Genomic DNA, 20,395 nt, shown 5'->3' with positions numbered 1-20,395 from the left:
AATTGGAACGTCCGCAAGGTTATAATTGCCCGGGAGGATATGCCGGAGCATCATCGGCTATCCCAGACCTTGTCGTGGCCGCATCTTGTCGCGCTGGGCGTTGGCGCAATTGTCGGAACCGGCATCCTGACGCTGACCGGCGTGGGTGCGGCGAAGGCCGGCCCTGCGGTGATCCTTAGCTTTGCCATTGCGGGCGTAATCTGCGCCTGCGCGGCGCTAGCTTATGCCGAAATGGCGACCATGTACCCGGCCTCGGGTTCAGCCTACACCTATAGTTACATCGTGTTCGGGGAGCTCGTTGCCTGGGTCATCGGCTGGTCGTTGATGCTCGAATATAGCCTTGTGGTCAGCGCGGTGGCGGTCGGCTGGTCGGGTTATGCCAGCGGCTTTTTGAACAGTATCGGCCTGGGCTTGCCCACAGCGCTGATCCAGGGACCGGAGCTGGGCGGCGTCATCAACCTGCCCGCCATCTTCATCATCGCCGCGGTCGCCGGCTTGCTGATCTACGGTACCCGCGAAAGCGCAACCCTCAACGCGATCCTGGTGGTAGTGAAGCTGCTGGCGCTGGCGCTATTCATCACGGTTTGCCTGCCGGTGTTCGACGCAGGCAATTTCGAGCCTTTCATGCCTTATGGCTTCCCGCGCTCCGGTCCTCCGGGGGCCGAGGTTGGAGTGATGGCGGCAGCTGCGATCATCTTCTTCGCCTTCTATGGCTTCGACGCCATCGCAACCGCCGCCGAGGAGGCCAAGAACCCTGAGCGCGACCTCGCAATCGGAATCGTTGGTTCGATGGTCGTATGCGTGCTTATCTACATGGCCGTCGCTGCTGCTGCGATCGGTGCATTGGCCTATACGCATTTCGCCAATTCGCCCGAGCCCCTCGCACTGATCTTGAGAGAAATCGGCCAAGGCTGGGCTGCAAAGATCCTTGGTGTCTCGGCGGTGATCGCGCTGCCGACCGTGATTCTCGCCTTCTTTTACGGTCAAAGCCGGATCTTCTTCGTCATGGCGCGCGATGGACTGCTTCCCGCCAAGCTGGCACGGGTGTCGTCGCGCGGCACGCCGGTTCGGATCACGCTTTTCACCGCAGTCATCGTGGCGATGATCGCCGGCATCTTCCCGCTGGCCGAAATCGCCGCGCTGGCTAATGCGGGGACCCTGGCAGCCTTCGTCGCCGTCTGTGCGGCAATGCTGACAATGCGGCGCCGCGCGCCCGATGCACCGCGGAAATTCACCACGCCGCTGCCTTGGTTGATCGGCACGGCGGGAATTCTCGGCTGTGCCTATCTTTTCTGGAGCTTGCCGGTGAAGACGCAGACTTATTTTCTGATCTGGAATGCGATCGGGCTGGTGGTCTATTCGGTGTACGGCAGCCCACGTGCGGAGCGGGCCCGGGCGAATGCATGATCAGCGCCGCCGGCTGATCAACATCATTGGTGGGTCAGCCGGCAACCTGGTCGAATGGTTCGACTGGTACGTCTATGCCGCGTTCGCCCTCTATTTCGCGCCGAGTTTCTTTCCCAAGGGCGACCAGACCGCGCAGCTGATGTCGACTGCGGCGGTGTTCGCGGTGGGCTTCGTGATGCGGCCGATTGGCGCCTGGGTGATGGGCATTTACGCCGATCGTCGGGGGCGAAAGGCGGGCCTCACGCTGTCGGTCAGCCTGATGTGCCTGGGCTCCCTCGCAATTGCCCTGTCGCCGACGTACGCGCAGGTCGGACTACTGTCGCCCGCGATCCTGGTCGTGTCGCGAATGGTTCAGGGATTGAGCCTGGGCGGCGAATATGGGTCGAGCGCGACTTATTTGAGTGAAATGGCAGGCGAGAAACGCCGCGGTTTCTGGTCCAGTTTCCAATATGTGACGCTGATTGCCGGTCAGCTGTTCGCACTGGCGCTGCTGCTGTTGCTGCAGGCCACGATGGGCGAGCCGGAGCTTGAGGCCTGGGGTTGGCGCATTGCCTTTGCCGTTGGAGCCGTGCTGGCGATCGTTGTCTTTTTCATCCGGCGGCGCCTGACCGAGACGGCCAGCTACGAGCGGGTCGTGGCGATGGGCGAGGGGCGGCCAATGTCGAGCGGGCGCAACCTGATCCTGGAGCATCCGCGTGAGGCACTATTGGTAGTCGCGCTGACTGCTGGGGGCACGCTCGCCTTCTATGCCTACACAACTTACATGCAGAAATATCTGGCCAACACGGTCGGCTTTGACCGCGAGACCGCGTCGCAAATCATGACGCTGGCACTGGCAGTCTTCATGTTGCTCCAGCCGCTGGCCGGAATGCTCAGCGATCGGATTGGCCGCAAGCCGGTGATGATCTTCTTCGGTGTCGCCGGAATGGTGCTGACCTATCCGATTTTCACCGCGCTGGAGACGGCAACGAACCCCGTAACAGCGTTTCTGCTGGTGATGGCCAGCCTGTTGATTGTGACAGGCTATACGTCGATCAACGCCGTGGTGAAGGCGGAACTGTTTCCCGGCCATATCCGCGCTTTGGGTGTCGCGCTGCCCTATGCCATCGCCAACACGCTGTTCGGCGGCACCGCCGAATATGTTGCTCTCAAGCTCAAGGACATCGGCCATGAGCGATGGTTTTATGTCTATGTGAGCGTCGTGATTGGATTGAGCCTGATTACCTACGCGACCATGCGAGATACCAAGCGCATCAGCCTTATCGAAGAATAACGCGCAACTAGCGCTTGAGGTAACCTTCGAGGTCCTCGCGAAGTTCGTCGAGAGACTGGCGCTGCCATCCCTCGGCCCAGGGATTGTCCTGGTCGGCGTAGATTCGGCTGGGCCCAGGGCGGATCATCATTGCCGGGGCGACCTCGGGCTTCGATTTGCCGAGCAGCCTCAAATCGAACGGGTTTTGGAATTTGAGCCCGACCTTGTCGCCGCGCGTCCAGCTGACCGTCGCGAAATGCTGCCCGGCGTCGTCGAGATCGAGGTAGATTTCCGCGCCGAGCGGGTAGCTGATCGGGGCCTCAATCAATGCGCCGTTAGCGGAGATGTTGCGCAGCCGAACCTTTTCGCTGCCGTGGTTGTAGAGGACCTGGCCTTTCCAAACCAGCGGGTGGCGGCGCTCAGTTCGGCGACTGTTGGCGATGGCGTCATTGTCGCGCTCTTTGGCAGCGGGTGTGGCTCGCACGGGCTCGACATCCGGCCTTGCGATCGAAATTGTCATATCGGCGAAGCTGCGGCGGATAACGTCGAGCAATAGCGCGTCTCGCGTCTCGGGATCGCAGTCGATCCGGGTTTCATGGGCGAATTCAAGGCCAACGCGATCGTAACGGAGCCAGCGCACGGCGCATTCAATTTCCGCGCCTTCGCCAAAAATAAGGTCGATCCGTTCCCACAGGCGCGGGGCGAAATCGGCGCGGATCATCGCGCCGCCACCGGACAGGTTGATGAGGTCTACCTCATACTCCTCTCCGTCGAAGCGAACGGTTGCGGTTTCCTGGTCGAGCCGATGGCGATCGTCGTCGCGATGATTTTCGCTGCGGGCTTCGCTGCGCGGCACTTCAACCGATGACAGATCGTCAGGCTCGGCGCCGCGCGCCAGTTTATCATGCTGCAGGGGGTCGCCCGAATTCGGGCCCTTCCCTGACAGGATGGCCTTCCGGAAACTGTTCATCGATACGACCTCGCACGCCATGGCGCGAACACCATGTCGTGCGAAGGGTTACTATCCGGTAACTTTAGCGGGAAAATTACGCCGAATAATACATGTCGAATTCGACCGGTGACGGCGTGGTTTCCCAACGCATTACTTCTTCCCACTTAAGTTCGATATAGGCGTCGATCTGGTCGGCGGTGAAGACGTCGCCCTTCAACAGAAAGTCCTTGTCGCTGCTTAGTGCGTTAAGCGCTTCGCGAAGCGAGCCGCAGACGGTGGGCACGTTGACCAGTTCCGCCGGCGGCAGGTCGTATAGGTTCTTGTCCATCGCTTCACCCGGATGGATGCGGTTCTGGATGCCGTCGAGGCCCGCCATTAGCAGCGCCGCATAGGCGAGATAGGGATTGGCCATCGCGTCGGGGAAGCGGAACTCGACCCGCTTCGCCTTCTCACCAGCGCCGTAGGGGATGCGGCAGGATGCCGAGCGGTTGCGGCTCGAATATGCCAGCAGCACCGGCGCTTCGAAGCCCGGGACCAGGCGCTTGTAGCTGTTGGTGGTCGGGTTCGTGAAGGCATTCAAGGCGCGGGCGTGCTTGATGACGCCGCCGATGAAGTAAAGGGCCATTTCGCTAAGCCCGGCATAGCCGTTGCCGGCGAAAAGCGGCTTGCCGTCCTTCCAGATCGACATGTGGGTGTGCATGCCGCTGCCGTTATCCTGGGCGATCGGCTTGGGCATGAAGGTTGCCGTCTTGCCATAGGCATGCGCGACCATGTGCACGACATATTTGTAGACCTGCATGCGATCGGCGGTCTCGACCAGCTTGCCATAGGTCAGGCCAAGCTCATGCTGGGCGGCGGCGACTTCATGGTGATGCTTGTCGCAAGGAAGCCCCATCTCGAGCATGGTCGAGACCATCTCCCCGCGAATATCGACGGCGCTGTCGACCGGTGCGACCGGGAAGTAACCGCCCTTGGCCCGCGGGCGGTGGGCGAGGTTGCCGCCTTCATATTCGCGACCCGAGTTGGTCGGGAGCTCGATGTCGTCAATCTTGAAGCCGGAGGCATTATAGCTGTCCTCGAAGCGGACGTCGTCGAACATGAAGAATTCGGCTTCGGGGCCGACGAACACGGTGTCGCCGACGCCAGTAGCCTTCAGATAGGACTCGGCGCGAGTGGCGGTCGAGCGCGGATCGCGGGCATAAAGCTCGCCGGTCGAAGGCTCGACCACATTGCAGACCAGGATCAGCATCGGAGTAGACGAGAAGGGGTCGACATAGACTGCGTCCAGGTCGGGCATGAGGATCATGTCACTCTCGTTGATTGCCTTCCACCCCGCGATCGACGAGCCATCGAACATAAAACCGTCGGTCAGCATGTCTTCGTCGATCACGCTGGCAACCATGGTCAGGTGCTGCCACTTCCCCTTCGGATCGGTGAAACGCAGGTCGACATATTCGATCTCATTTTCTTCGATCTGCTTCAGCACTTTGGATGCGGCGTTCGCCATGACGGACCTCGTTTGAATGAAAAGAATCGCCCAAGGCCGTCGGCCCCGGTTCCAGGCCAGCGATTCCAGCGCGGAGCATGAGAGTCACGAGCAGGGTGAATATTTGACGTGAACTAAAGGAAGCGAGGGGCCATTCTAGCGATTGGGAAACTTCCACGGATTCCCCGGCCGGCTCCTATGCCAGCATCAGGGTTCTCTGGTCGAATTTTAACAAATGCAATTAATGTATATTGGTTGTCTTGACCGACTCGCGGTCGGAGCGCAGAGCGGCGCCGGGCCGCCAGTCCGGTTGCGCACCAGCTTATTCTTACGGCCGATTTCCGCGTTGCTTAAGCTTACAAAGCCCCCTCAGACCGGAGAATGAACATGGCCGAAACGAAGCCAGGTGGTGCCGACACACTGGCGCCCGCACCGTCGACTACATCCACAGGCGCCCCAGCTGCCGAATCCCCAGCGATCGGTTTCGTGGCAACCGGTGAGGCGTCGATAAGGCCATTCCAGTTTCGCGCGTCCGATGAGGATCTTGCCGACCTCCGCCGCCGAATTTTGGCAACCCGATGGCCCGATCGCGAGACGGTCGCTGACGACACTCAGGGAGTGCAGCTCGCGACGATGCAGAAGCTCGCCGACTATTGGGCTAGCGAATATGACTGGCGCAAGGTTGAGGCTCGGCTGAACTCGTTCCCGAACTTCATCACCGAGATCGACGGACTAGACATCCATTTCATCCATGTCCGCTCGAAGCACGAAAATGCGCTGCCGATCATCATTACCCACGGCTGGCCCGGATCGATCGTCGAGCAGCTCAAGATCATCGAGCCACTGACCGACCCAACCGCGCATGGAGGAAATGCCGAAGACGCCTTCGATGTCGTGATCCCGTCAATTCCGGGCTATGGATTCTCCGCCAGGCCGACTGCTGCCGGATGGAATCCGGCACGTATTGCGCAGGCTTGGGTGACGTTGATGAAGCGGCTTGGATATACCCGCTTCCTGGCCCAGGGCGGCGACTGGGGCGCGCTGATGACCGAGATCCTTGGCGTGATGGCGCCCCCGGAACTGGCGGCGATCCACACCAACATGCCATCCACTGTGCCGCCGGAAATCTACCAGGCGTTACGTGATGGGAAGGGCCCGCCCGCCGACCTTTCGGACGAAGAACGCCGCGCCTACGAGAGGCTCGACTTATTCTTCACCCATGGTCTCGCCTATGCGCAGCAGATGGGCCATCGCCCGCAGACGCTGTACGGGATCGCGGATTCGCCAATCGGCCTCGCCGCCTGGTTCCTCGATCACGATATTTCGAGCTACCAGATGATCGCCCGCACCTTTGACGGCGAGCCCGAGGGACTGTCGCGCGACGACGTTCTCGACAACATCACGATCACCTGGCTGACCAACACGGCGATTTCTGGGGCGCGGCTCTATTGGGAGGCGTTGCCGCGCACTTCTGCCGGCTTCGGCATCGAGCGCAACAACGTTCATTTCTTTGAGCCGTTCGGCGTCTCGGTTCCGATTGCGGTGAGCAAGTTCCCCGAAGAGCTCTACCCAGTTCCGCGCAGCTGGGCGGAACGGACCTATCCGAAGCTCATCCATTATGGCGAGGTGCCGAAGGGCGGGCATTTCGCCGCTTTCGAGCAGCCGGAGTATCTAGTCGCGGAGCTAAGGACTGCGTTCAAGTCGCTGCGCCAGTAAGGGTTGGCAATGGACCGGGCATCGGCCGCGCTAATGGCAGCCATTCTGGTCGCGGGGAGCGGTTCGCCGCTCCCCGCTCAACCGCGTCCGGCCGGCACTGCACGCACAGACCTGCAGCGCCACGACCTCATCATGAATGGTTGGGAAGTGCTCCAGGCGCGTGTCGATTTCGCGCCTGGAGCATCCTTCCCCCGGCACAGCCATCCGGGTGAAGAGATCATCTACGTTCTCAGTGGTACGCTAGAATATGCCCTCGACGGCAAGCCCCCAGTCATATTGAAAGCCGGGGACGTGCTGTTCGTCCCGAACGGCGTAATCCACGCCGCTCGGAACGTCGGAACCGACAGCGGTGCCGAACTCGCGACCTATGTCGTCGAGAAGGGGAAGCCGCTGGTGGTGATTGCCAAGTGAAGGCCGCGCGCTCGGCCATTGAAGCCGAACTCAAGCCAAACAATCACCGCATCGAGGCATTTTCGGATGGCGTGTTCGCGATCGTCGTGACGATCATGGTGATCGAAATTCATATCCCCGACAGCCTCGCCTTCGGCCACGACTACACCGAGTTATCACTCTTGGGGTCGGTGGTGGCCGCATATGGCCTGAGTTTCCTCGTCATCGCCAACCTGTGGACCAGTCATCATTATCTGATCTTCACAGTGACCATGCCGACCAGGGGCACAATCTGGTTCAACAACCTTCTGCTGTTCTGCGTCACGCTCGTTCCGCTCTCGACACGCTTCCTGGGGATGCACCCAACTTCGCCCAGAGCCCAAGCCGCCTACGGCCTGGTCGCGGTCGCTTGCACGGGCTCATTCATGCTGCTTCGGTCCCATGCCGCCCGAATGACTCGCAATGAACTGCATAAAGAAATCCACAAACGCATTATCCGACGGACATGGCTGTTTCTAACCATCTATGCCGCTTCGATCCCGCTGGCCTTCGTAAATCCCTGGCTGGCATGGGTCTGCTTTGTGATTGTTCCGCCGATGCTGTTCCTGCCGATCATTCGCGCTCCGGTGAAAGTCCCACGTTCGGCGGACAATCACGGGCTTGAACGATCATGCCCCTGAACCAAATCGTGCGAGTTGATATGAAGCTGTAAGCGCCTATCCCGAAAGGACCGAACATGAATGATGCTGCAACGATCCAGTTCGACCTTACCCCGCCAACAGAGGATGAACTGCGCTCGCTTGAATCGGATCTCAGCGAAGAGGAGCGGCATGTCCTCCTCGAACATGGCACGGAAGCGCCGTTTTGCGGCGTTTTCCTGGATGAGAAGCGCGCCGGGGTTTATACCTGCAGGCTATGCGGGCTGCCCTTGTTCATGGCTGGCGAGAAGTTCAATAGCGGCACGGGATGGCCTAGCTTCACATCGCCTTTCGCTGAAGGCCATCTCCGCAATATTCGCGATACAAGTTTCGGCATGATCCGGACCGAGATCGTCTGCGCCCGTTGCGGCGCACATCAAGGGCATGTCTTCCCGGATGGACCGCCACCGACCGGCGAACGTTATTGCATCAACTCCGTATCGCTTGAATTCACGCCCAAGGGAGATCCGCTTCCGGACAAGCTTGATCGCGGCGCTCCGGAGGGAGAGCCGTTACTCTAGGTTAGAAGGCTCGCCTTTGCGCTCCGACCAGCATGCGGAGCAGCATTGCCACCGGACGTGGCACGCCGACCTTGCCTTCCAGCCACAGGCTGACCGCCGAGCGACTGACCCCGATCGCGTTGGCGAGGTCGCTTTGCGTTTTGTAGCCGAGCGCCCGCATGTGGCGCCGAAGCTCGTCTGGAGACATTGAGGCGAGGCGGGGGTCGTCCATGAATTCAGACGCTAACCGTCATTGCGAGCGAAGCGAAGCAATCCATTTGTCTAGATTGCCGCGTCGCTACGCTCCTCGCAATGACGATGTAGGTCAGATCGCGTCCGGGCCGCGGTCGCCGGTGCGAATACGGATCGCCTGTTCGACCGGGATCACGAAAATCTTGCCGTCGCCAATTCGCCCGGTGCGCGCGGCATTCTCGATCGCCTCAACCGTTCGATCGGCAAGATCGTCCTCCACGACCACCTCGATTTTAACCTTGGGCAGGAAGTCGACGACATATTCAGCGCCGCGATAGAGCTCGGTGTGCCCCTTCTGCCGCCCGAAGCCCTTAACCTCGGTCACGGTGATGCCGGAAACGCCGACTTCGTGAAGGGCGTCCTTCACATCATCCAATTTGAACGGCTTGATGATCGCTTCGATCTTCTTCACGGCGCTCACGTCCCCTTTTGGCGTCCCGCCATCATAGGCACAGGCGGCGGAAAAGCGCCATAACCCGATAGAAGGGTGCGACGAATGTAATTTTCTCGCCAAACCTCTGCCGCAATTTGCGGGCAGTCGGGTGCTTGATATGAAGAAAGCCATCATCCTTTCTGCCGGCCAGGGCTCGCGTCTGGGCCATTTGACGACCGATCGGCCCAAGTGCCTGATCGAGTTCAACGGTCGCACGCTGCTCGACCGGCAGCTGGACGCGCTCGCGGCCAACGGCGTCGACGACGTCGTTGTGGTGACGGGCTTTCGCGATGACCAGATCGAGGCGGCGTTGAAGCGGCGTGGCGAAATGGGCCCCAATGTCCGGACGATCTACAATCCCTTCTACAAGGTGGCCGACAATCTCGGTTCGCTGTTCGTGGCCCGCCACGAGATCGAGGGCGACCTGCTGGTGTGGAACGGAGATACGCTGGTCAGCGAGGAGCTGATGGCGGGTGTGGTCGGCAATGGCGATCAAGACGGCATTTGCATCACGATCGATCGCAAGGACGGATATGACGAAGACGACATGAAGGTTGTCGTCGACGATGCCGGACGGCTTCATGCCATCGGCAAGCGGCTGGATATGTCGACCGTCAATGCGGAATCGATCGGCCTGCTCGCCTTTCGCGGCGCCGGTGCCCAGATCTTTCGCCACGCTATCGAACGGGCGATCCGTACCGCCGAAGGCACGACCATCTGGTATCTTCGCGTGATCCACCAGATCGCCCAGGAGGCCCCGGTGTGGACGTTGGACATCAACGGCCATGAATGGGGTGAGGTAGACTTCCCGGAAGATATGGCGGCCGCCGAGGCGCTGACCGCGCGTTGGGACGAGGTCAGGAAGGCCAAGGCCGCCTAGTAGGGCGGCTTATCCAGTCCTTTGGGGCTTTTTGTAAAAATCTCGCAGCCCGTTTCGGTAATCCCGATCGAATGTTCGAACTGGGCCGACAGACTGCGATCGCGCGTAACGGCGGTCCAGCCGTCTTCGAGCAGCTTCACGTCCGCCCGGCCAATATTGATCATCGGCTCGACCGTGAAAAACATGCCGGGCTTGAGCTCAGGGCCGGTACCGGGACGCCCGGCGTGGATCACTTCCGGGCTGTCGTGGAACAGCCGGCCAAGGCCGTGTCCGCAGAAATCGCGAACGACGCCATAGCGGTGTTTTTCCGCATGGCTCTGAATAGTATGGGCAACGTCGCCGAGGCGGTTGCCCGGCCGTGCCTGTTCCAGTCCAAGCATCAGGCACTCGAAGGTCACGTCGACCAGCTTTTTCGCCTTTAGCGGCACGTCGCCGACCAGGAACATGCGGCTGGTGTCGCCGTGCCAGCCGTCCAGGATGGGGGTCACGTCGATATTGACGATATCGCCGCCTTTCAGGACTTTGTCGCCCGGAATTCCATGGCATACGACATGGTTGATCGAGGTGCAGCAGCTCTTGGTGTAGCCGCGATACCCGAGGGTCGCAGGGACACCGCCGGCCTCAAGCGTCATTCGCTGGACGATCGAGTCAATCTCTCCGGTCGTGACGCCGGGAACCACTTGCGGCACCAGCGCGTCGAGTATCTCGGCGGCAAGGCGCCCGGCGCGGCGCATGCCCTCGAAGCCTTCAGGCCCGTGGAGCTTGATCACATGGCTGCGTGGCTCGGCCCGGTCTTCGGGGCCGACTTGGATATATTCGGTCATGGTCCCAAGATAGGGTAGGGCAGCCGGAAAGTCGAATAGGAGGCGATGGTTTGGCGAAGATTTGGACTGCCGGGCTGGCGATCATCGGCGATGAAATCCTGTCCGGGCGGACCCAGGACAGGAACATCGCTCAAGTTGCGACCTGGCTTAATGCGCAAGGCATAAGGTTGGCAGATGTGCGGGTCGTTCCCGATGTCGAGGAACGGATCATCGAGGCGCTTGATGTCCTACGTTCGTCCTACGACTATTGCTTTACGACCGGCGGGATCGGGCCGACCCACGACGACATCACCGTCGATGCGATTGCCAAGGCATTAGGCGTGCCCGTCGTCATCCATCCAGATGCCCGTGCTATCCTCGAGCGTTACTATGCCGATAAGGGCGGGCTCAATGAAGGGCGGCTCAGGATGGCTCGGGTACCGGAAGGGGCCGAGCTGATCCCTAATCGGATGTCGGGTGCGCCGGGCATCAAGCTAGGCAACCTGTTCCTGATGGCCGGGGTGCCGCACATTACCGCCGGAATGCTCGACGCGCTGACCGGGACGCTGGAAGGCGGCCGGCCGCTGGTTTCGGTGACCGTTGGAGCGTTCGCGCCCGAAAGCGAGGTTGCCGACCTGCTGCGTCAGGCGGAGCAGTCGGCCGATGGTATCTCGATAGGCAGCTACCCATTTTTCAAGGAAGGGCGGGTGGGATCCAATTTCGTCGTTCGCTCCGAAGACGAGCAGAGGGCGAGGGCAGTCGCCGACGACTTGGCCATCAAGCTGGCGGAAGTCGGTTATGACCCCGTCGAAGGCGGAATTTAGGCGGCCAGCAGCGCCGCAGCGTCGTTTCTCGGCAATGCGCCGTTGCGATAATCGGACGGTGTTACGCCCAATGCCGCGCGAAATGTCGCGGTGAAATGGCTATGACTGGAAAAGCCGAGGTCCAGCGCCAATTCGGTGATGTCCTCCTGTTCCGGTAGCGCGGCTAGAGCTTTGCTTAAGCGCAACCGCGTCTGGTATCGGTAGAGGGGCAAGCCTTCCGAGCGCTTGAACGCCTGTGTCAGGTAGATCGGCGATACGTCCAGCATTGCGGCGATGGCCCCGAGGGTCAAGCGCTCGCCCGACGCGGCGTGCAGGATTGCTTTGGCGCGGCGGGCACAGCGCGAATCCTCTGCGGCGACGCGTCCGGATGCACCTAAGGCCAGCAGCAACAGCTCGCTGGCGATTTCGTCATGTGCCAGCCGATCGGGGTTGCGCCTGAGAAGCTGCACCAGCATCTGGAGCCGTAACGGGCTACTTCGCACACGATCGGCAAAGGCGGAGCGGGCCAAGTCGGACAGTTCATCGAGCAGCACCTCGGCCGGCGCGATGATCACGCTGGCATGGCCTACGCCGGGAATAGGGTGATGGTCCGCAAATTCTTCCCCAGCCTCGGCGAATAGCAGTCGCGTTGGATCGAGCCAGCTGGTCCTGCGCCCGACCCGATACTCAAAGGTGCCAGCGGTCGGTATGGCCAGCTGCCGACGCGTATTAAGCCCGCTCGGCGGCAGCTCGTGTATCGCCCGCACCTCGTCCACGACGAACAGCTCCGTCTCGGCAAGTCTTTGCCTTGAGTTTTCCCGGATTGGCGGGGCGATTTCCATCACCGGATCATATCTGCAACCGCGATATGGCGCAAAAGTCATGGTCAGGATTGCGTCAGGGGTAGCGAGGCCTGGCCGAACAAATAGCGCCATCCCGCGGGCGTTCGAACATAGGTGTCGCTGAACCAAAGTAGGCGATCGAATGCTTTGCCTTCCCGATGTCCCTTCAGCCGCAGCTTGGCGGTGACCACAGCCGTGTCGCCCTCGACCATCACCGACTGGCTGCCCGGCTCTTCATCCTGGATTTCATAGTGAATCCGGCCTGATCGGGACTCCTCCAGCAACTCTTCGCGGTCCACGACACGACCGTCACCCAGGACGAGTTTGTAGTTGGCATGCAGGATCCGATCCATCGTCGCGGCGTCATTCTGTTTGACCGCGAACTGGAACTTCCGATCCAACTCCGCGACGATGCTCGCGTCTCCAGATGTCAGCGACGGCGCTGCGTTAGCGGCGGCGATCTGCCGGTTGCGGTCGCTTGCGACGCTCGCCAGCGTCTCCGCGCGGCAACGTCGGACGTCATTCTTGCCCGTGATGTGAGCATCGGAAGTGGTCCCGCAAACTTCCTTTGCGGCGATCGACAAGCGACGGTCGAGTGCGCGTTGGCCGGCCTGGCTCGACAGGTCGAGGTCGGCGGTCTGGACTGTGCTGGTGGCGATTACCGGCGGCGCTGCGATGGCGGTGGCAAACAGGGGGAGACTGGAGATCAATGGCGGTGCCGCAACCGCGGCGGCAATTAAGGAAAACTCTGAAACCAGTGATGGCACTGCAATCGCGGCGGCGGAAAAGAGAAGGCTGGAAAGCATCGACAATCTCCGTAACGGTTTGATGCAACACGTTTCGCAGCCCTTCGAAATCGCCGCTATCGAGAAACTAAGCTCGTGGATTTTGCCGCGTTGACGCCTGACCGGACGACACCTAAATCGTCCCTCGGCCGCGGGTATGATGTAATGGTAGCCTGTCAGCTTCCCATGCTGAACGCGCGGGTTCGATTCCCGCTACCCGCTCCAAAAACCCTTCCGACAGCTTCCGTTTTCTTCCGCCAAGGCGGATGATTTTCCTCGTAAAACAGCGATTTTTCTGTCCGAAGTCTTCCGTTGCCTTCCGTCTCGTTCCGGCGTAAATCTATGGGACATAGTTTGGGGACAGGCCCAAGCTTGAAAAGTTTGGCGGAATCGAACTTTTCCATTCGTAATCGAACTTTCAAGGAAGGTTTGGGACAATGGGCAAATTGACGGTGCTGAGCATAAGGGCCGCACTGAAAACACCAGGGCGGTATGGCGACGGCGATGGGCTTTATTTGCTGGTGAGAGGGCCGGGGCAGGCTTCATGGATGGCCCGGTTACAGCATCAGGGAAAGCAGCGTGATTTCGGCCTTGGCTCTGTAAAGACGGTCGAGCTGGCCGAGGCTAGGGAGCTGTGCCGCCAGTATCGGCGTGAACTTAGAGCCGGTCGTGACCCGCTCGTCCTGACCCGACCGGTGAAGGGCATGACTTCCACCTTCAAGGACGCGGCCACTGAATTCATCAATGGCCGCTTCTCCGGTGCCGCGCTCAGTGCAGCGAAGGCACGGCTGGAAACATACATCCTGCCGAAGATCGGCAGGTATCAAATCCAATCCATAGATGCCGAGATGATCGCCGAATGCATTCGTCCAGTCTGGACCGCGAAGCCAGAAACGGGTCGTCGGCTCAGAGACCTGATCATTAGGACGATACGGCATGGCCGACCGGATGGTCCGCTCCTTGAGGCGACATTGGCGAAGGCGGTGAGCGACCGCCTGCCGCGTCAGCCCAGCAAGGCCAACTATCTCGCTTTGCCCTACAGCGAAGTTCCGGCGCTCGTGAAGCGGCTGGAGGCCAAGGGCGGGATTGGCGCTTTGGCATTGAGAGCCGTCATCCTAACCGCCGCGAGGTCCGGCGAGGTCCGGGGCGCGAACTGGGACGAGGTTGATCTTGATGCCGCCGTCTGGACCGTTCCAGCCGAGCGCATGAAGATGCGCCGACCTCACCGAGTTCCGTTATCGGCGGAGGCGGTGGCAATCTTTCGAGCAGCCGAGGCCCACAGGAGGGTCGGAACCGATCTCATCTTCCCTTCACCGGGCGGCAAGGTTCTCTCCGACATGACGCTCACGAAGGTTCTTCGCGATCTGGAAGTGGCTGCTACCACCCACGGCTTCCGCTCAAGTTTCCGCACTTGGGCAGCAGAGCAGACCAGCGTCTCCGGTGAGATCGCCGAGGCCGCGCTTGCCCATGCAGTCCCGAATGCCGTTGAGGCGGCTTACAAGCGGACTGATTTCTTCGACCGTCGTGCTGAGCTGATGGCTGCATGGGGACGTTTCACGACCGGTGGCGGCGGCAAGGTGGTGCCGATCCGGCAAGGAGACGCGGCGTGAGCATCGACCAGTTCAAGGCGGAACTACGTGCCCATAGGTTGAAGGAGTTTGAAGAGACTTGGGCGGAATATGAAGCTGAGGACTGGGCGCAGCAGCTTCGCCTGCGGCTTGCCGCAACAAGGAGGAAGCTGGCCGGACTTGCCAGTGATCCTGCTTTCCAACAATTTCTCGCCGTCGCTCCGAGCGGCATGACGCATGACCACCAGCTCTTCACCCGCTTTCTTGATGAGGCCGAACAATGGATCGCGGGCGGCAATCTCCGAGATGCCGAGAGCAGGCTCGATGGGGTGGAGGAGGTAATCAGGAGAAAAAGGGACGCCTTGGCGCTCTGGAACAAGGCGAAGGTTTTGGCGGGTCAAACACAACGCGTAGGAGCCGGTAGGGCATCTAAGCGCAGGTCGTGGGCCGACGCCGTGGCCAAGGAATTGATGCTGCCGGGCAGGACCAAGGACGACTGTTGGAATAGACTTCCTGATCATGAGCAGAGATGTCTGGAGACCGAATGTGATGGCGCAGACCTGCGCTTTTGGCGCGACGGCGATACGCTCATGTGCATTGAGAGCGGCAACGATGGCGTGGCCAGCCGCTGCATGAAGAAATCGACCTTCAAAAAAAGGTACATGAGGCGGGGACAGTAACGCCGTTAGTGTCCCCATAGGTCTGCGAAATTCCGTCTTCTTCCGGATTCTTCCGAATGGAGATGGAAATGATCAGACTGATGCGCCTTCCCGAAGTTGAAGCCGCCGTCGGGCTAAAGAAAACCGCGATCTATGACCACATCAAGAAGGGCCAATTCCCCGCGCCGGTCAAAACCGGAGCTGGCCAGATCAACGCCTGGGCGAGCGATGAAATTCAGGCATACATCGAGCGCCTCAAGGCCGCCCGGGAGGCCGCCTGATGGAAAACCCCCGCGCCGAGGAGGGCGCGAGGGCTTCGAAGCTGGCAGGCTCTTCGAAGATCTCTACGCCGAAGCCGACCGGCTCTCAACCGCCGAAGCTTTCGCCTCAGGCGAAATGGAAGGCAGCGAACCCCAAGGCCGTCTGGGCGCACGTTGCCCTGAAATCCGCACTTCGGCGCGGGCTGATCGAGCGCCAGCCCTGCGCGGTCTGCGGCACGACCAGGCATGTTGACGGTCATCATCCTGATTACGACCAGCCGATGGCAGTGGTCTGGCTCTGCAGGGCACATCATGTCGCCGTCCATCGGCAGCGCGGTCGTGATGGCTAGTGGCAATTGGAGCGAGTGCCGGGCCATCTGCGTCATGGCGGCTAGAGCGGGTCTATCGGCCTCAGAACGCCTCGTTCTCTTGGTGCTGCGCTTCCATCAGGCGGAAAACCCGATTGGCTGGCCGTCTCAATCGACGCTGGCTCAAGAAACGGGAATGAGCGAGCGCTCGGTGCGACGAGCCTTGATCAAGTTGAGACAGTCCGGGCTGATCCAAATCACCGAAAGCATCGGAAAGGTGAGTGCATATTCCATCACTCTGACCCCGGTCACAGTGTCCGGGGTTGGTAGCACTAAACCCCGGACACAGCGTCCGGCCACCCCGGCCAAATGGAACACTAAACCCCGGCCACCATGTCCGCCGAATAAAGAAGGAATAAAGAAAGAAAAAAGAAGTGACGCTCCGCGCTTGGGCTTTGAAAGCCCGCTCGTCGCTTCCGAACCATCACCGTTGTCAGCCGAGGAATTCGCGGCGGTCGCGGAGGGTTTCGCGGAATTGCTCGGCAGAAAAAGTGCCAAGGCGGACCGTCGCGATAAATCCTCGAACGACAGCAACTTCAACGATGGCGCAGCCAGTCAGGCCGCGCACCTATCAGCGGTCGAGCAGGCCCAATGTCAGGCAGACCCGATCAGGTTTTGGGCTGAGCAGGAGCGGCTGGCCGCTGCGAAGAGCGAGGCGGGGCAATGAACGATCCCGGCGAAGTTACGGCGCGGGTCAGGTCCATCATGCAGCGCATCACCGATGCTCAGTCTGCGCGCATCCTCGCCGCCTCGCGTATAGCGAGTGAGTTGGAAGGGCTGCTCCGTCCGCTGGGCGATCGCCGCCTGCTCGGGACCGTCGAGGGTCTGCAGATCGCGCTGGCGGAACGCCTGCCAGCGAAGCCTGAGGCCGACACCAAATGAACCGTCAGGGAATGGTTGCCGGGAGCGGTAGGACGATCTGCCCGCATTGCCACGGCGCTGGCTACTTGCCCGAAGTCGTTCCGCTCGACCAGCTTCGCGCTGCCTGTCGAGCCAATGGCTACCCAATCTCCTGGGATAATCGAGTGCGCGAGGATGCTGCTGCAACGCTGCTTGGCATCGAGGCGAAAACTCTCCGCAACTGGCGCTATGCGCTCGATCCTAGAACACCGGCATTCGTAAAGCGCAACGGGCGCGCCATGTATGAGCTTGCAGCAATCGCTGCGGCGCTCGGCTAAATTCGATGCCCGGAGCTGCCCGCAACTGCCCTTCCCAACATCGCAAGGCTCGCCTGCTTCGCCGAAACTCGTTTCGACAAACCGAGAGGCGGGAAATGGCAGACCGAGTAGTTACATTGCGGGATAGGCGTCACGACACGATTAAGTCCGCAATCGCCTTTTCAATGACTGGCAATACGCACCCCGCAGCACGTTCATGGGCGGTTGAACGCTGGGGCGAAACCGGTGCCCCGACTGTCATCACCAAAGCCGCCGAGGGGTCGAGCATCGTCAATGACCTCGATAGCACCTCAACAAGCGGCCTGCTCGACCGCGAGCTTTTCCAATCCGTGCGCGAGGGCGCAATTCTCTTCAAGCTCCGAGGCGTTCGCCGCACTGGCTGGCGGGTGAGATCAATTTTGACGGGCGGAACAATTTCCACTTGGGTCCGAGAGGGCACGCCGATCCCGGTTCATAAGGCGACATTCGACAATGCAGGTCTGCTTCCGCACAAAATCGGGGCAATAACGGTCGCAACCGAGGCATCGCTGGAGGCAGCGCCCGGAATTGAGGCTCAACTATTCAGCGATCTGAGCAGGGCCGTCGTGGATACCCTGGACCGTGACTTTCTCGATCCAACGAACAGTGGAGTAGTTGGAGTTACGCCGCCGTCGATCACCAACGGCGTCAGTGCGATTGCGGCCACAAGTGACCCTGCGGCTGATCTGGCCGCACTGGTCGAAGGCTTCGATGGAGACCTACTGGGCGCCTTTCTCATCATGCCACCTTCCGTTGCCGTGAAGCTCGCCGCAACTGGCGACTTCCCCGATTTGGGAGCGAGAGGCGGTGAAACGATTGGGCTTCCAACTCTCGTGTCGCGCAGCGCCCCGATGGAGCATGTCATCCTCGTCGACCCGGGCGGCATCATGGCCGCATTTGATGAGCAAATCCTGCTGGAAACGGGTCGGGAGGGCACGCTGGAAATGGACACGGAGCCGACCAATGACGCGGTAACGCCAACTGCCGCGAACCTGACGAGCCTATGGATGGCCAACTCGGTTGGCTTCCGCGCCATTGGCCATTTCGCATGGGCGAAAGCGAGGCCCGGTGGCGTTGCTATGCTGCAGGGTGGCTCGTCCGATTGGCTTGATATAGCCGGTGTGAGCTGATGGAGCGGCGGTCGGGAAACGGCGAAGCGCTCTGGGTACAGGTCGCTGCTGCCGGTCGGCGGGCAGTGGTCGAGACGAAGGCCCTGCCGAGCTACGAACGATCCACACCGGCCATGCGAATGGCCGCTGAGGCGCGAGGCTGTGGCGTGGCGATGGCCCGGGCGCTGGCCGAACGAGTTGCCGACCTTGAGCGCCGTCAAGCTGAAGGCACGGTCAAATATGTCGGGGTCTGGCAGCCGGGCACCCACTATTCCAAAGGCAATCTGGTCACGTTCCACGGCTCCGCCTGGCACTGTAACGGACCGACCAATGGAAAGCCCGGCGAGGACCATGATGGTTGGACGCTGGCGGTTCGCCGAGGAAAAGACGGGAGGGACGCAAGGCCATGAGCCATTATCTTGAATTCGATCCGCGGCATGAGACCGTCACTTTCCTCGCGGCGCACTTCGCGACACAGCCGGGTCTCAAGGAGATGGCCGACGCCGTCGGGTGCCACACCCGGATCCTCGCCCGGATCGCTGCCGAGAGGCTTTACGCGACCGGTACTAGGACGACCTACATCGGCGACGGCATTCGCCTAACGCATCGCGTCGAAAATCCGGTTGGCCCGGTCGACGATGACCCGCCTCCGGGCGGCAGGATCGCGGCATAGGCCGGGGGCCGCTGGAAGAAAAACGGGGGTAATCCCCCCGACCGCGCCCCACCCCCCTGCCGCCCAAAGCCTGAAATCGAACACGGGGTCAAAAGGAAGATCAAGCGATGGCTCAACGAGGTCGAAGGCCGAAACCCACCCACCTCAAACTGGTGACCGGCACCGCCCGCAAGCAGCGGCTAAACCCGCATGAGCCGCAACCCGATCCTGCCCTTCCTGATCCGCCTGACTTTGTTGTCGAGGATCCCGTGGCGCTGGGCGAGTATCGCAGGGCCGGTGAGCAGCTCGTAAGAATGGGGGTCGTGAGCGACCTCGATCTAGCGGTCCTCTCGGCCTACTCCGCCAGCTTCGCGCTTTGGGTTTCGACCGAGAAGCTGATCGCCCAGATGGCGGCGAATGACCCGACAACCAGTGGCAGGATGATCAAGACCACGAACGGCAACATCGTTCAAAACCCGCTTGTCGGTGTGGCCCGTCGAGCCAAGGCCGACACGATCCGCTACGCCGTCGAGCTTGGCCTGACGCCTGCCTCCCGGTCGCGGGTGGACGGGCATGGCGGACATGGCTCCGACCCTGCCAGCCGGTTCTTCAGTTAATGCGCCCGCTCTAAGGCGGCCTTGGCATCGTCGGCCCGTGCCTGCGCCCGCTCATAGCGCTCCTCTAGAACGTCCCCGATCTGCACTTTCAAGCTTGTCTGTTGCAACGATTGCATGCACTTCGTGTCGTGGCAAACAGCCGATGCGTTGAAGGGCGTAAAAGGGCCGCACTTTGCGATTATCGCCTTGGCGACAGTCTCCGCTGGCATCTTGCCATCGTCGCGGCGTTTGATGTTGTCGGCACACTGGACCTGCGCGAAAATCTGACCGGTCACCCTGTCTTGCTCCGCACGCTGCGCGTTGGCTTTGGCAATGGCGGTCGGAGTATGGCGCGCATAGTAGTAGTAACCAGGGACACCGAAGAGCAGGCCTATCCAGAAGATTGAACCGGCTATCTCCCCTCGTGTCATGGCCGAACCTGCCCATTGCAGCTTAGCCGCGCCTGATCTGCGGGGACGCCTCCCTCTTTCTGCCAAGCCAAGCACTGACGCATGGCGGCGGTGTAGACCTCGGAACGCGTGCGCCAAGCCATGACACCCGGCCATACGACCCATACCGCAGCCAGCGCGACCGCTCCGAGGATGGCCCAAAGGGCGAGCTTGTGTCGTCGACTGTCCATGCTGCGCATCTCCCGGCGGATGGAAGTGCATGTTGCCGCCCCCCAGCGACGGAGGTGAGCCTAACAGAAGAGCTAAGGTCTGCAATGGGTCGAAAGCAGCCAGCGCCGTAATGGCAGGAATGGGTGTCAAGCTGACGCTTCATCAATG

The 20,395-nt window shown here is 60.9% G+C and carries 27 protein-coding genes and 1 tRNA gene; 20 read left to right on the top strand and 8 right to left on the bottom strand.

The window, feature by feature from the left end; genetic code table 11:
* The first annotated feature begins 39 nt into the window (after positions 1–39).
* Both LVY65_RS05180 and LVY65_RS05175 read left to right on the top strand, forming a co-directional pair.
* Positions 40–1,407, top strand: coding sequence for an amino acid permease (locus tag LVY65_RS05180; protein ID WP_235067176.1), 1,368 nt, complete (start codon positions 40–42; stop codon positions 1,405–1,407).
* Positions 1,400–2,680: an MFS transporter gene (locus LVY65_RS05175; protein WP_235066920.1), complete on the top strand. Its 1,281-nt coding sequence runs from the start codon at positions 1,400–1,402 to the stop codon at positions 2,678–2,680. The genes LVY65_RS05180 and LVY65_RS05175 overlap by 8 nt, the downstream gene beginning before the upstream one ends.
* 7 nt (positions 2,681–2,687) lie before the next feature.
* On the opposite strand, the gene LVY65_RS05170 is transcribed toward LVY65_RS05175, so the two are convergent.
* Positions 2,688–3,629 (bottom strand): PilZ domain-containing protein, encoded by a 942-nt coding sequence (locus LVY65_RS05170; RefSeq protein WP_235066919.1) that lies wholly within the window; start codon positions 3,627–3,629, stop codon positions 2,688–2,690.
* 76 nt (positions 3,630–3,705) lie between these two features.
* Complete coding sequence (glnA, locus tag LVY65_RS05165; RefSeq protein ID WP_235066918.1) at positions 3,706–5,118, bottom strand: type I glutamate--ammonia ligase; 1,413 nt, start codon at positions 5,116–5,118, stop codon at positions 3,706–3,708.
* A gap of 360 nt (positions 5,119–5,478) precedes the next feature.
* Here glnA and LVY65_RS05160 point away from each other — a divergent pair, with 360 nt between their 5' ends.
* Genes LVY65_RS05160 through msrB form a run of 4 tightly spaced genes read left to right on the top strand, consistent with a single transcriptional unit; the run spans position 5,479 to position 8,422 of the window.
* On the top strand, positions 5,479–6,813 hold the full coding sequence (locus LVY65_RS05160) for an epoxide hydrolase family protein (RefSeq protein WP_235066917.1): 1,335 nt from the start codon (positions 5,479–5,481) through the stop codon (positions 6,811–6,813).
* Positions 6,814–6,822: 9 nt separating this feature from the next.
* Positions 6,823–7,224, top strand: coding sequence for a cupin domain-containing protein (locus tag LVY65_RS05155; protein ID WP_235066916.1), 402 nt, complete (start codon positions 6,823–6,825; stop codon positions 7,222–7,224).
* Complete coding sequence (locus LVY65_RS05150) at positions 7,221–7,883, top strand: TMEM175 family protein (RefSeq protein WP_235066915.1); 663 nt, start codon at positions 7,221–7,223, stop codon at positions 7,881–7,883. The genes LVY65_RS05155 and LVY65_RS05150 overlap by 4 nt, the downstream gene beginning before the upstream one ends.
* A 56-nt stretch (positions 7,884–7,939) precedes the next feature.
* Positions 7,940–8,422 carry a peptide-methionine (R)-S-oxide reductase MsrB gene (gene msrB / locus LVY65_RS05145; protein WP_235066914.1) on the top strand — a complete coding sequence of 161 codons (483 nt, stop codon included), beginning with the start codon at positions 7,940–7,942 and terminating at the stop codon, positions 8,420–8,422.
* Position 8,423: 1 nt separating this feature from the next.
* Here the strand turns inward: msrB and LVY65_RS05140 are convergent, their stop codons facing one another.
* On the bottom strand, positions 8,424–8,633 hold the full coding sequence (locus tag LVY65_RS05140) for a helix-turn-helix domain-containing protein (protein WP_235066913.1): 210 nt from the start codon (positions 8,631–8,633) through the stop codon (positions 8,424–8,426).
* 93 nt (positions 8,634–8,726) lie between these two features.
* On the bottom strand, positions 8,727–9,065 hold the full coding sequence (locus LVY65_RS05135; protein ID WP_235066912.1) for a P-II family nitrogen regulator: 339 nt from the start codon (positions 9,063–9,065) through the stop codon (positions 8,727–8,729).
* Positions 9,066–9,204: 139 nt separating this feature from the next.
* On the opposite strand from LVY65_RS05135, the gene LVY65_RS05130 reads away from it, so the two are divergent.
* Positions 9,205–9,966: a phosphocholine cytidylyltransferase family protein gene (locus LVY65_RS05130; protein WP_235066911.1), complete on the top strand. Its 762-nt coding sequence runs from the start codon at positions 9,205–9,207 to the stop codon at positions 9,964–9,966.
* Here the strand turns inward: LVY65_RS05130 and map are convergent.
* A complete protein-coding gene (gene map, locus LVY65_RS05125) occupies positions 9,963–10,790 on the bottom strand; it encodes a type I methionyl aminopeptidase (RefSeq protein WP_235066910.1) in 828 nt (275 codons plus the stop codon). The genes LVY65_RS05130 and map overlap by 4 nt on opposite strands.
* A 50-nt stretch (positions 10,791–10,840) precedes the next feature.
* Between map and LVY65_RS05120 the strand changes: the two genes are divergently transcribed.
* Positions 10,841–11,593, top strand: a complete 753-nt coding sequence (locus tag LVY65_RS05120) for a competence/damage-inducible protein A (RefSeq protein WP_235066909.1) — start codon at positions 10,841–10,843, stop codon at positions 11,591–11,593.
* On the opposite strand, the gene LVY65_RS05115 is transcribed toward LVY65_RS05120, so the two are convergent.
* On the bottom strand, positions 11,590–12,456 hold the full coding sequence (locus tag LVY65_RS05115; RefSeq protein WP_235066908.1) for a helix-turn-helix transcriptional regulator: 867 nt from the start codon (positions 12,454–12,456) through the stop codon (positions 11,590–11,592). The two genes, LVY65_RS05120 and LVY65_RS05115, sit on opposite strands and share 4 nt — an antisense overlap.
* Before the next feature lie 2 nt (positions 12,457–12,458).
* Complete coding sequence (locus LVY65_RS05110) at positions 12,459–13,220, bottom strand: UrcA family protein (protein ID WP_235066907.1); 762 nt, start codon at positions 13,218–13,220, stop codon at positions 12,459–12,461.
* Positions 13,221–13,350: 130 nt separating this feature from the next.
* Between LVY65_RS05110 and LVY65_RS05105 the strand changes: the two genes are divergently transcribed.
* The 12 genes from LVY65_RS05105 to LVY65_RS05050 all read left to right on the top strand — a co-directional run bounded on the left by LVY65_RS05105 (position 13,351) and on the right by LVY65_RS05050 (position 19,628).
* Positions 13,351–13,424 (top strand) — tRNA-Gly (locus LVY65_RS05105).
* Positions 13,425–13,636: 212 nt separating this feature from the next.
* A complete protein-coding gene (locus LVY65_RS05100; RefSeq protein WP_235066906.1) occupies positions 13,637–14,809 on the top strand; it encodes a tyrosine-type recombinase/integrase in 1,173 nt (390 codons plus the stop codon).
* Positions 14,806–15,447: a hypothetical protein gene (locus tag LVY65_RS05095; protein ID WP_235066905.1), complete on the top strand. Its 642-nt coding sequence runs from the start codon at positions 14,806–14,808 to the stop codon at positions 15,445–15,447. Before LVY65_RS05100 ends, LVY65_RS05095 begins: the two co-directional genes overlap by 4 nt.
* A 68-nt stretch (positions 15,448–15,515) precedes the next feature.
* Positions 15,516–15,707: a helix-turn-helix transcriptional regulator gene (locus LVY65_RS05090; RefSeq protein WP_235066904.1), complete on the top strand. Its 192-nt coding sequence runs from the start codon at positions 15,516–15,518 to the stop codon at positions 15,705–15,707.
* Positions 15,707–16,036 carry a hypothetical protein gene (locus LVY65_RS05085; RefSeq protein ID WP_235066903.1) on the top strand — a complete coding sequence of 110 codons (330 nt, stop codon included), beginning with the start codon at positions 15,707–15,709 and terminating at the stop codon, positions 16,034–16,036. The genes LVY65_RS05090 and LVY65_RS05085 overlap by 1 nt, the downstream gene beginning before the upstream one ends.
* Positions 15,933–16,721, top strand: coding sequence for a helix-turn-helix domain-containing protein (locus tag LVY65_RS05080; protein ID WP_328282483.1), 789 nt, complete (start codon positions 15,933–15,935; stop codon positions 16,719–16,721). Before LVY65_RS05085 ends, LVY65_RS05080 begins: the two co-directional genes overlap by 104 nt.
* A complete protein-coding gene (locus LVY65_RS05075) occupies positions 16,718–16,936 on the top strand; it encodes a hypothetical protein (RefSeq protein ID WP_235066901.1) in 219 nt (72 codons plus the stop codon). The genes LVY65_RS05080 and LVY65_RS05075 overlap by 4 nt, the downstream gene beginning before the upstream one ends.
* A complete protein-coding gene (locus tag LVY65_RS05070) occupies positions 16,933–17,232 on the top strand; it encodes a hypothetical protein (protein ID WP_235066900.1) in 300 nt (99 codons plus the stop codon). The genes LVY65_RS05075 and LVY65_RS05070 overlap by 4 nt, the downstream gene beginning before the upstream one ends.
* A gap of 164 nt (positions 17,233–17,396) precedes the next feature.
* Positions 17,397–18,380, top strand: a complete 984-nt coding sequence (locus LVY65_RS05065; RefSeq protein ID WP_235066899.1) for a phage major capsid protein — start codon at positions 17,397–17,399, stop codon at positions 18,378–18,380.
* A complete protein-coding gene (locus tag LVY65_RS05060; protein ID WP_235066898.1) occupies positions 18,380–18,769 on the top strand; it encodes a hypothetical protein in 390 nt (129 codons plus the stop codon). Before LVY65_RS05065 ends, LVY65_RS05060 begins: the two co-directional genes overlap by 1 nt.
* The gene (locus LVY65_RS05055) at positions 18,766–19,032 is read left to right on the top strand and encodes a hypothetical protein (protein ID WP_235066897.1); all 267 of its coding nucleotides are present in this window, start codon (positions 18,766–18,768) and stop codon (positions 19,030–19,032) included. The genes LVY65_RS05060 and LVY65_RS05055 overlap by 4 nt, the downstream gene beginning before the upstream one ends.
* A 107-nt stretch (positions 19,033–19,139) precedes the next feature.
* Positions 19,140–19,628, top strand: coding sequence for a P27 family phage terminase small subunit (locus LVY65_RS05050; RefSeq protein ID WP_235066896.1), 489 nt, complete (start codon positions 19,140–19,142; stop codon positions 19,626–19,628).
* On the opposite strand, the gene LVY65_RS05045 is transcribed toward LVY65_RS05050, so the two are convergent.
* On the bottom strand, positions 19,625–20,038 hold the full coding sequence (locus LVY65_RS05045; protein ID WP_235066895.1) for a hypothetical protein: 414 nt from the start codon (positions 20,036–20,038) through the stop codon (positions 19,625–19,627). The two genes, LVY65_RS05050 and LVY65_RS05045, sit on opposite strands and share 4 nt — an antisense overlap.
* Positions 20,039–20,395 lie beyond the last annotated feature (357 nt).

Origin of the sequence: Sphingomonas cremea (assembly GCF_021502585.1) — a bacterium.
Lineage (GTDB): Bacteria > Pseudomonadota > Alphaproteobacteria > Sphingomonadales > Sphingomonadaceae > Sphingomicrobium > Sphingomicrobium cremea.
This window is presented reverse-complemented; position numbering and strand designations above follow the sequence as displayed.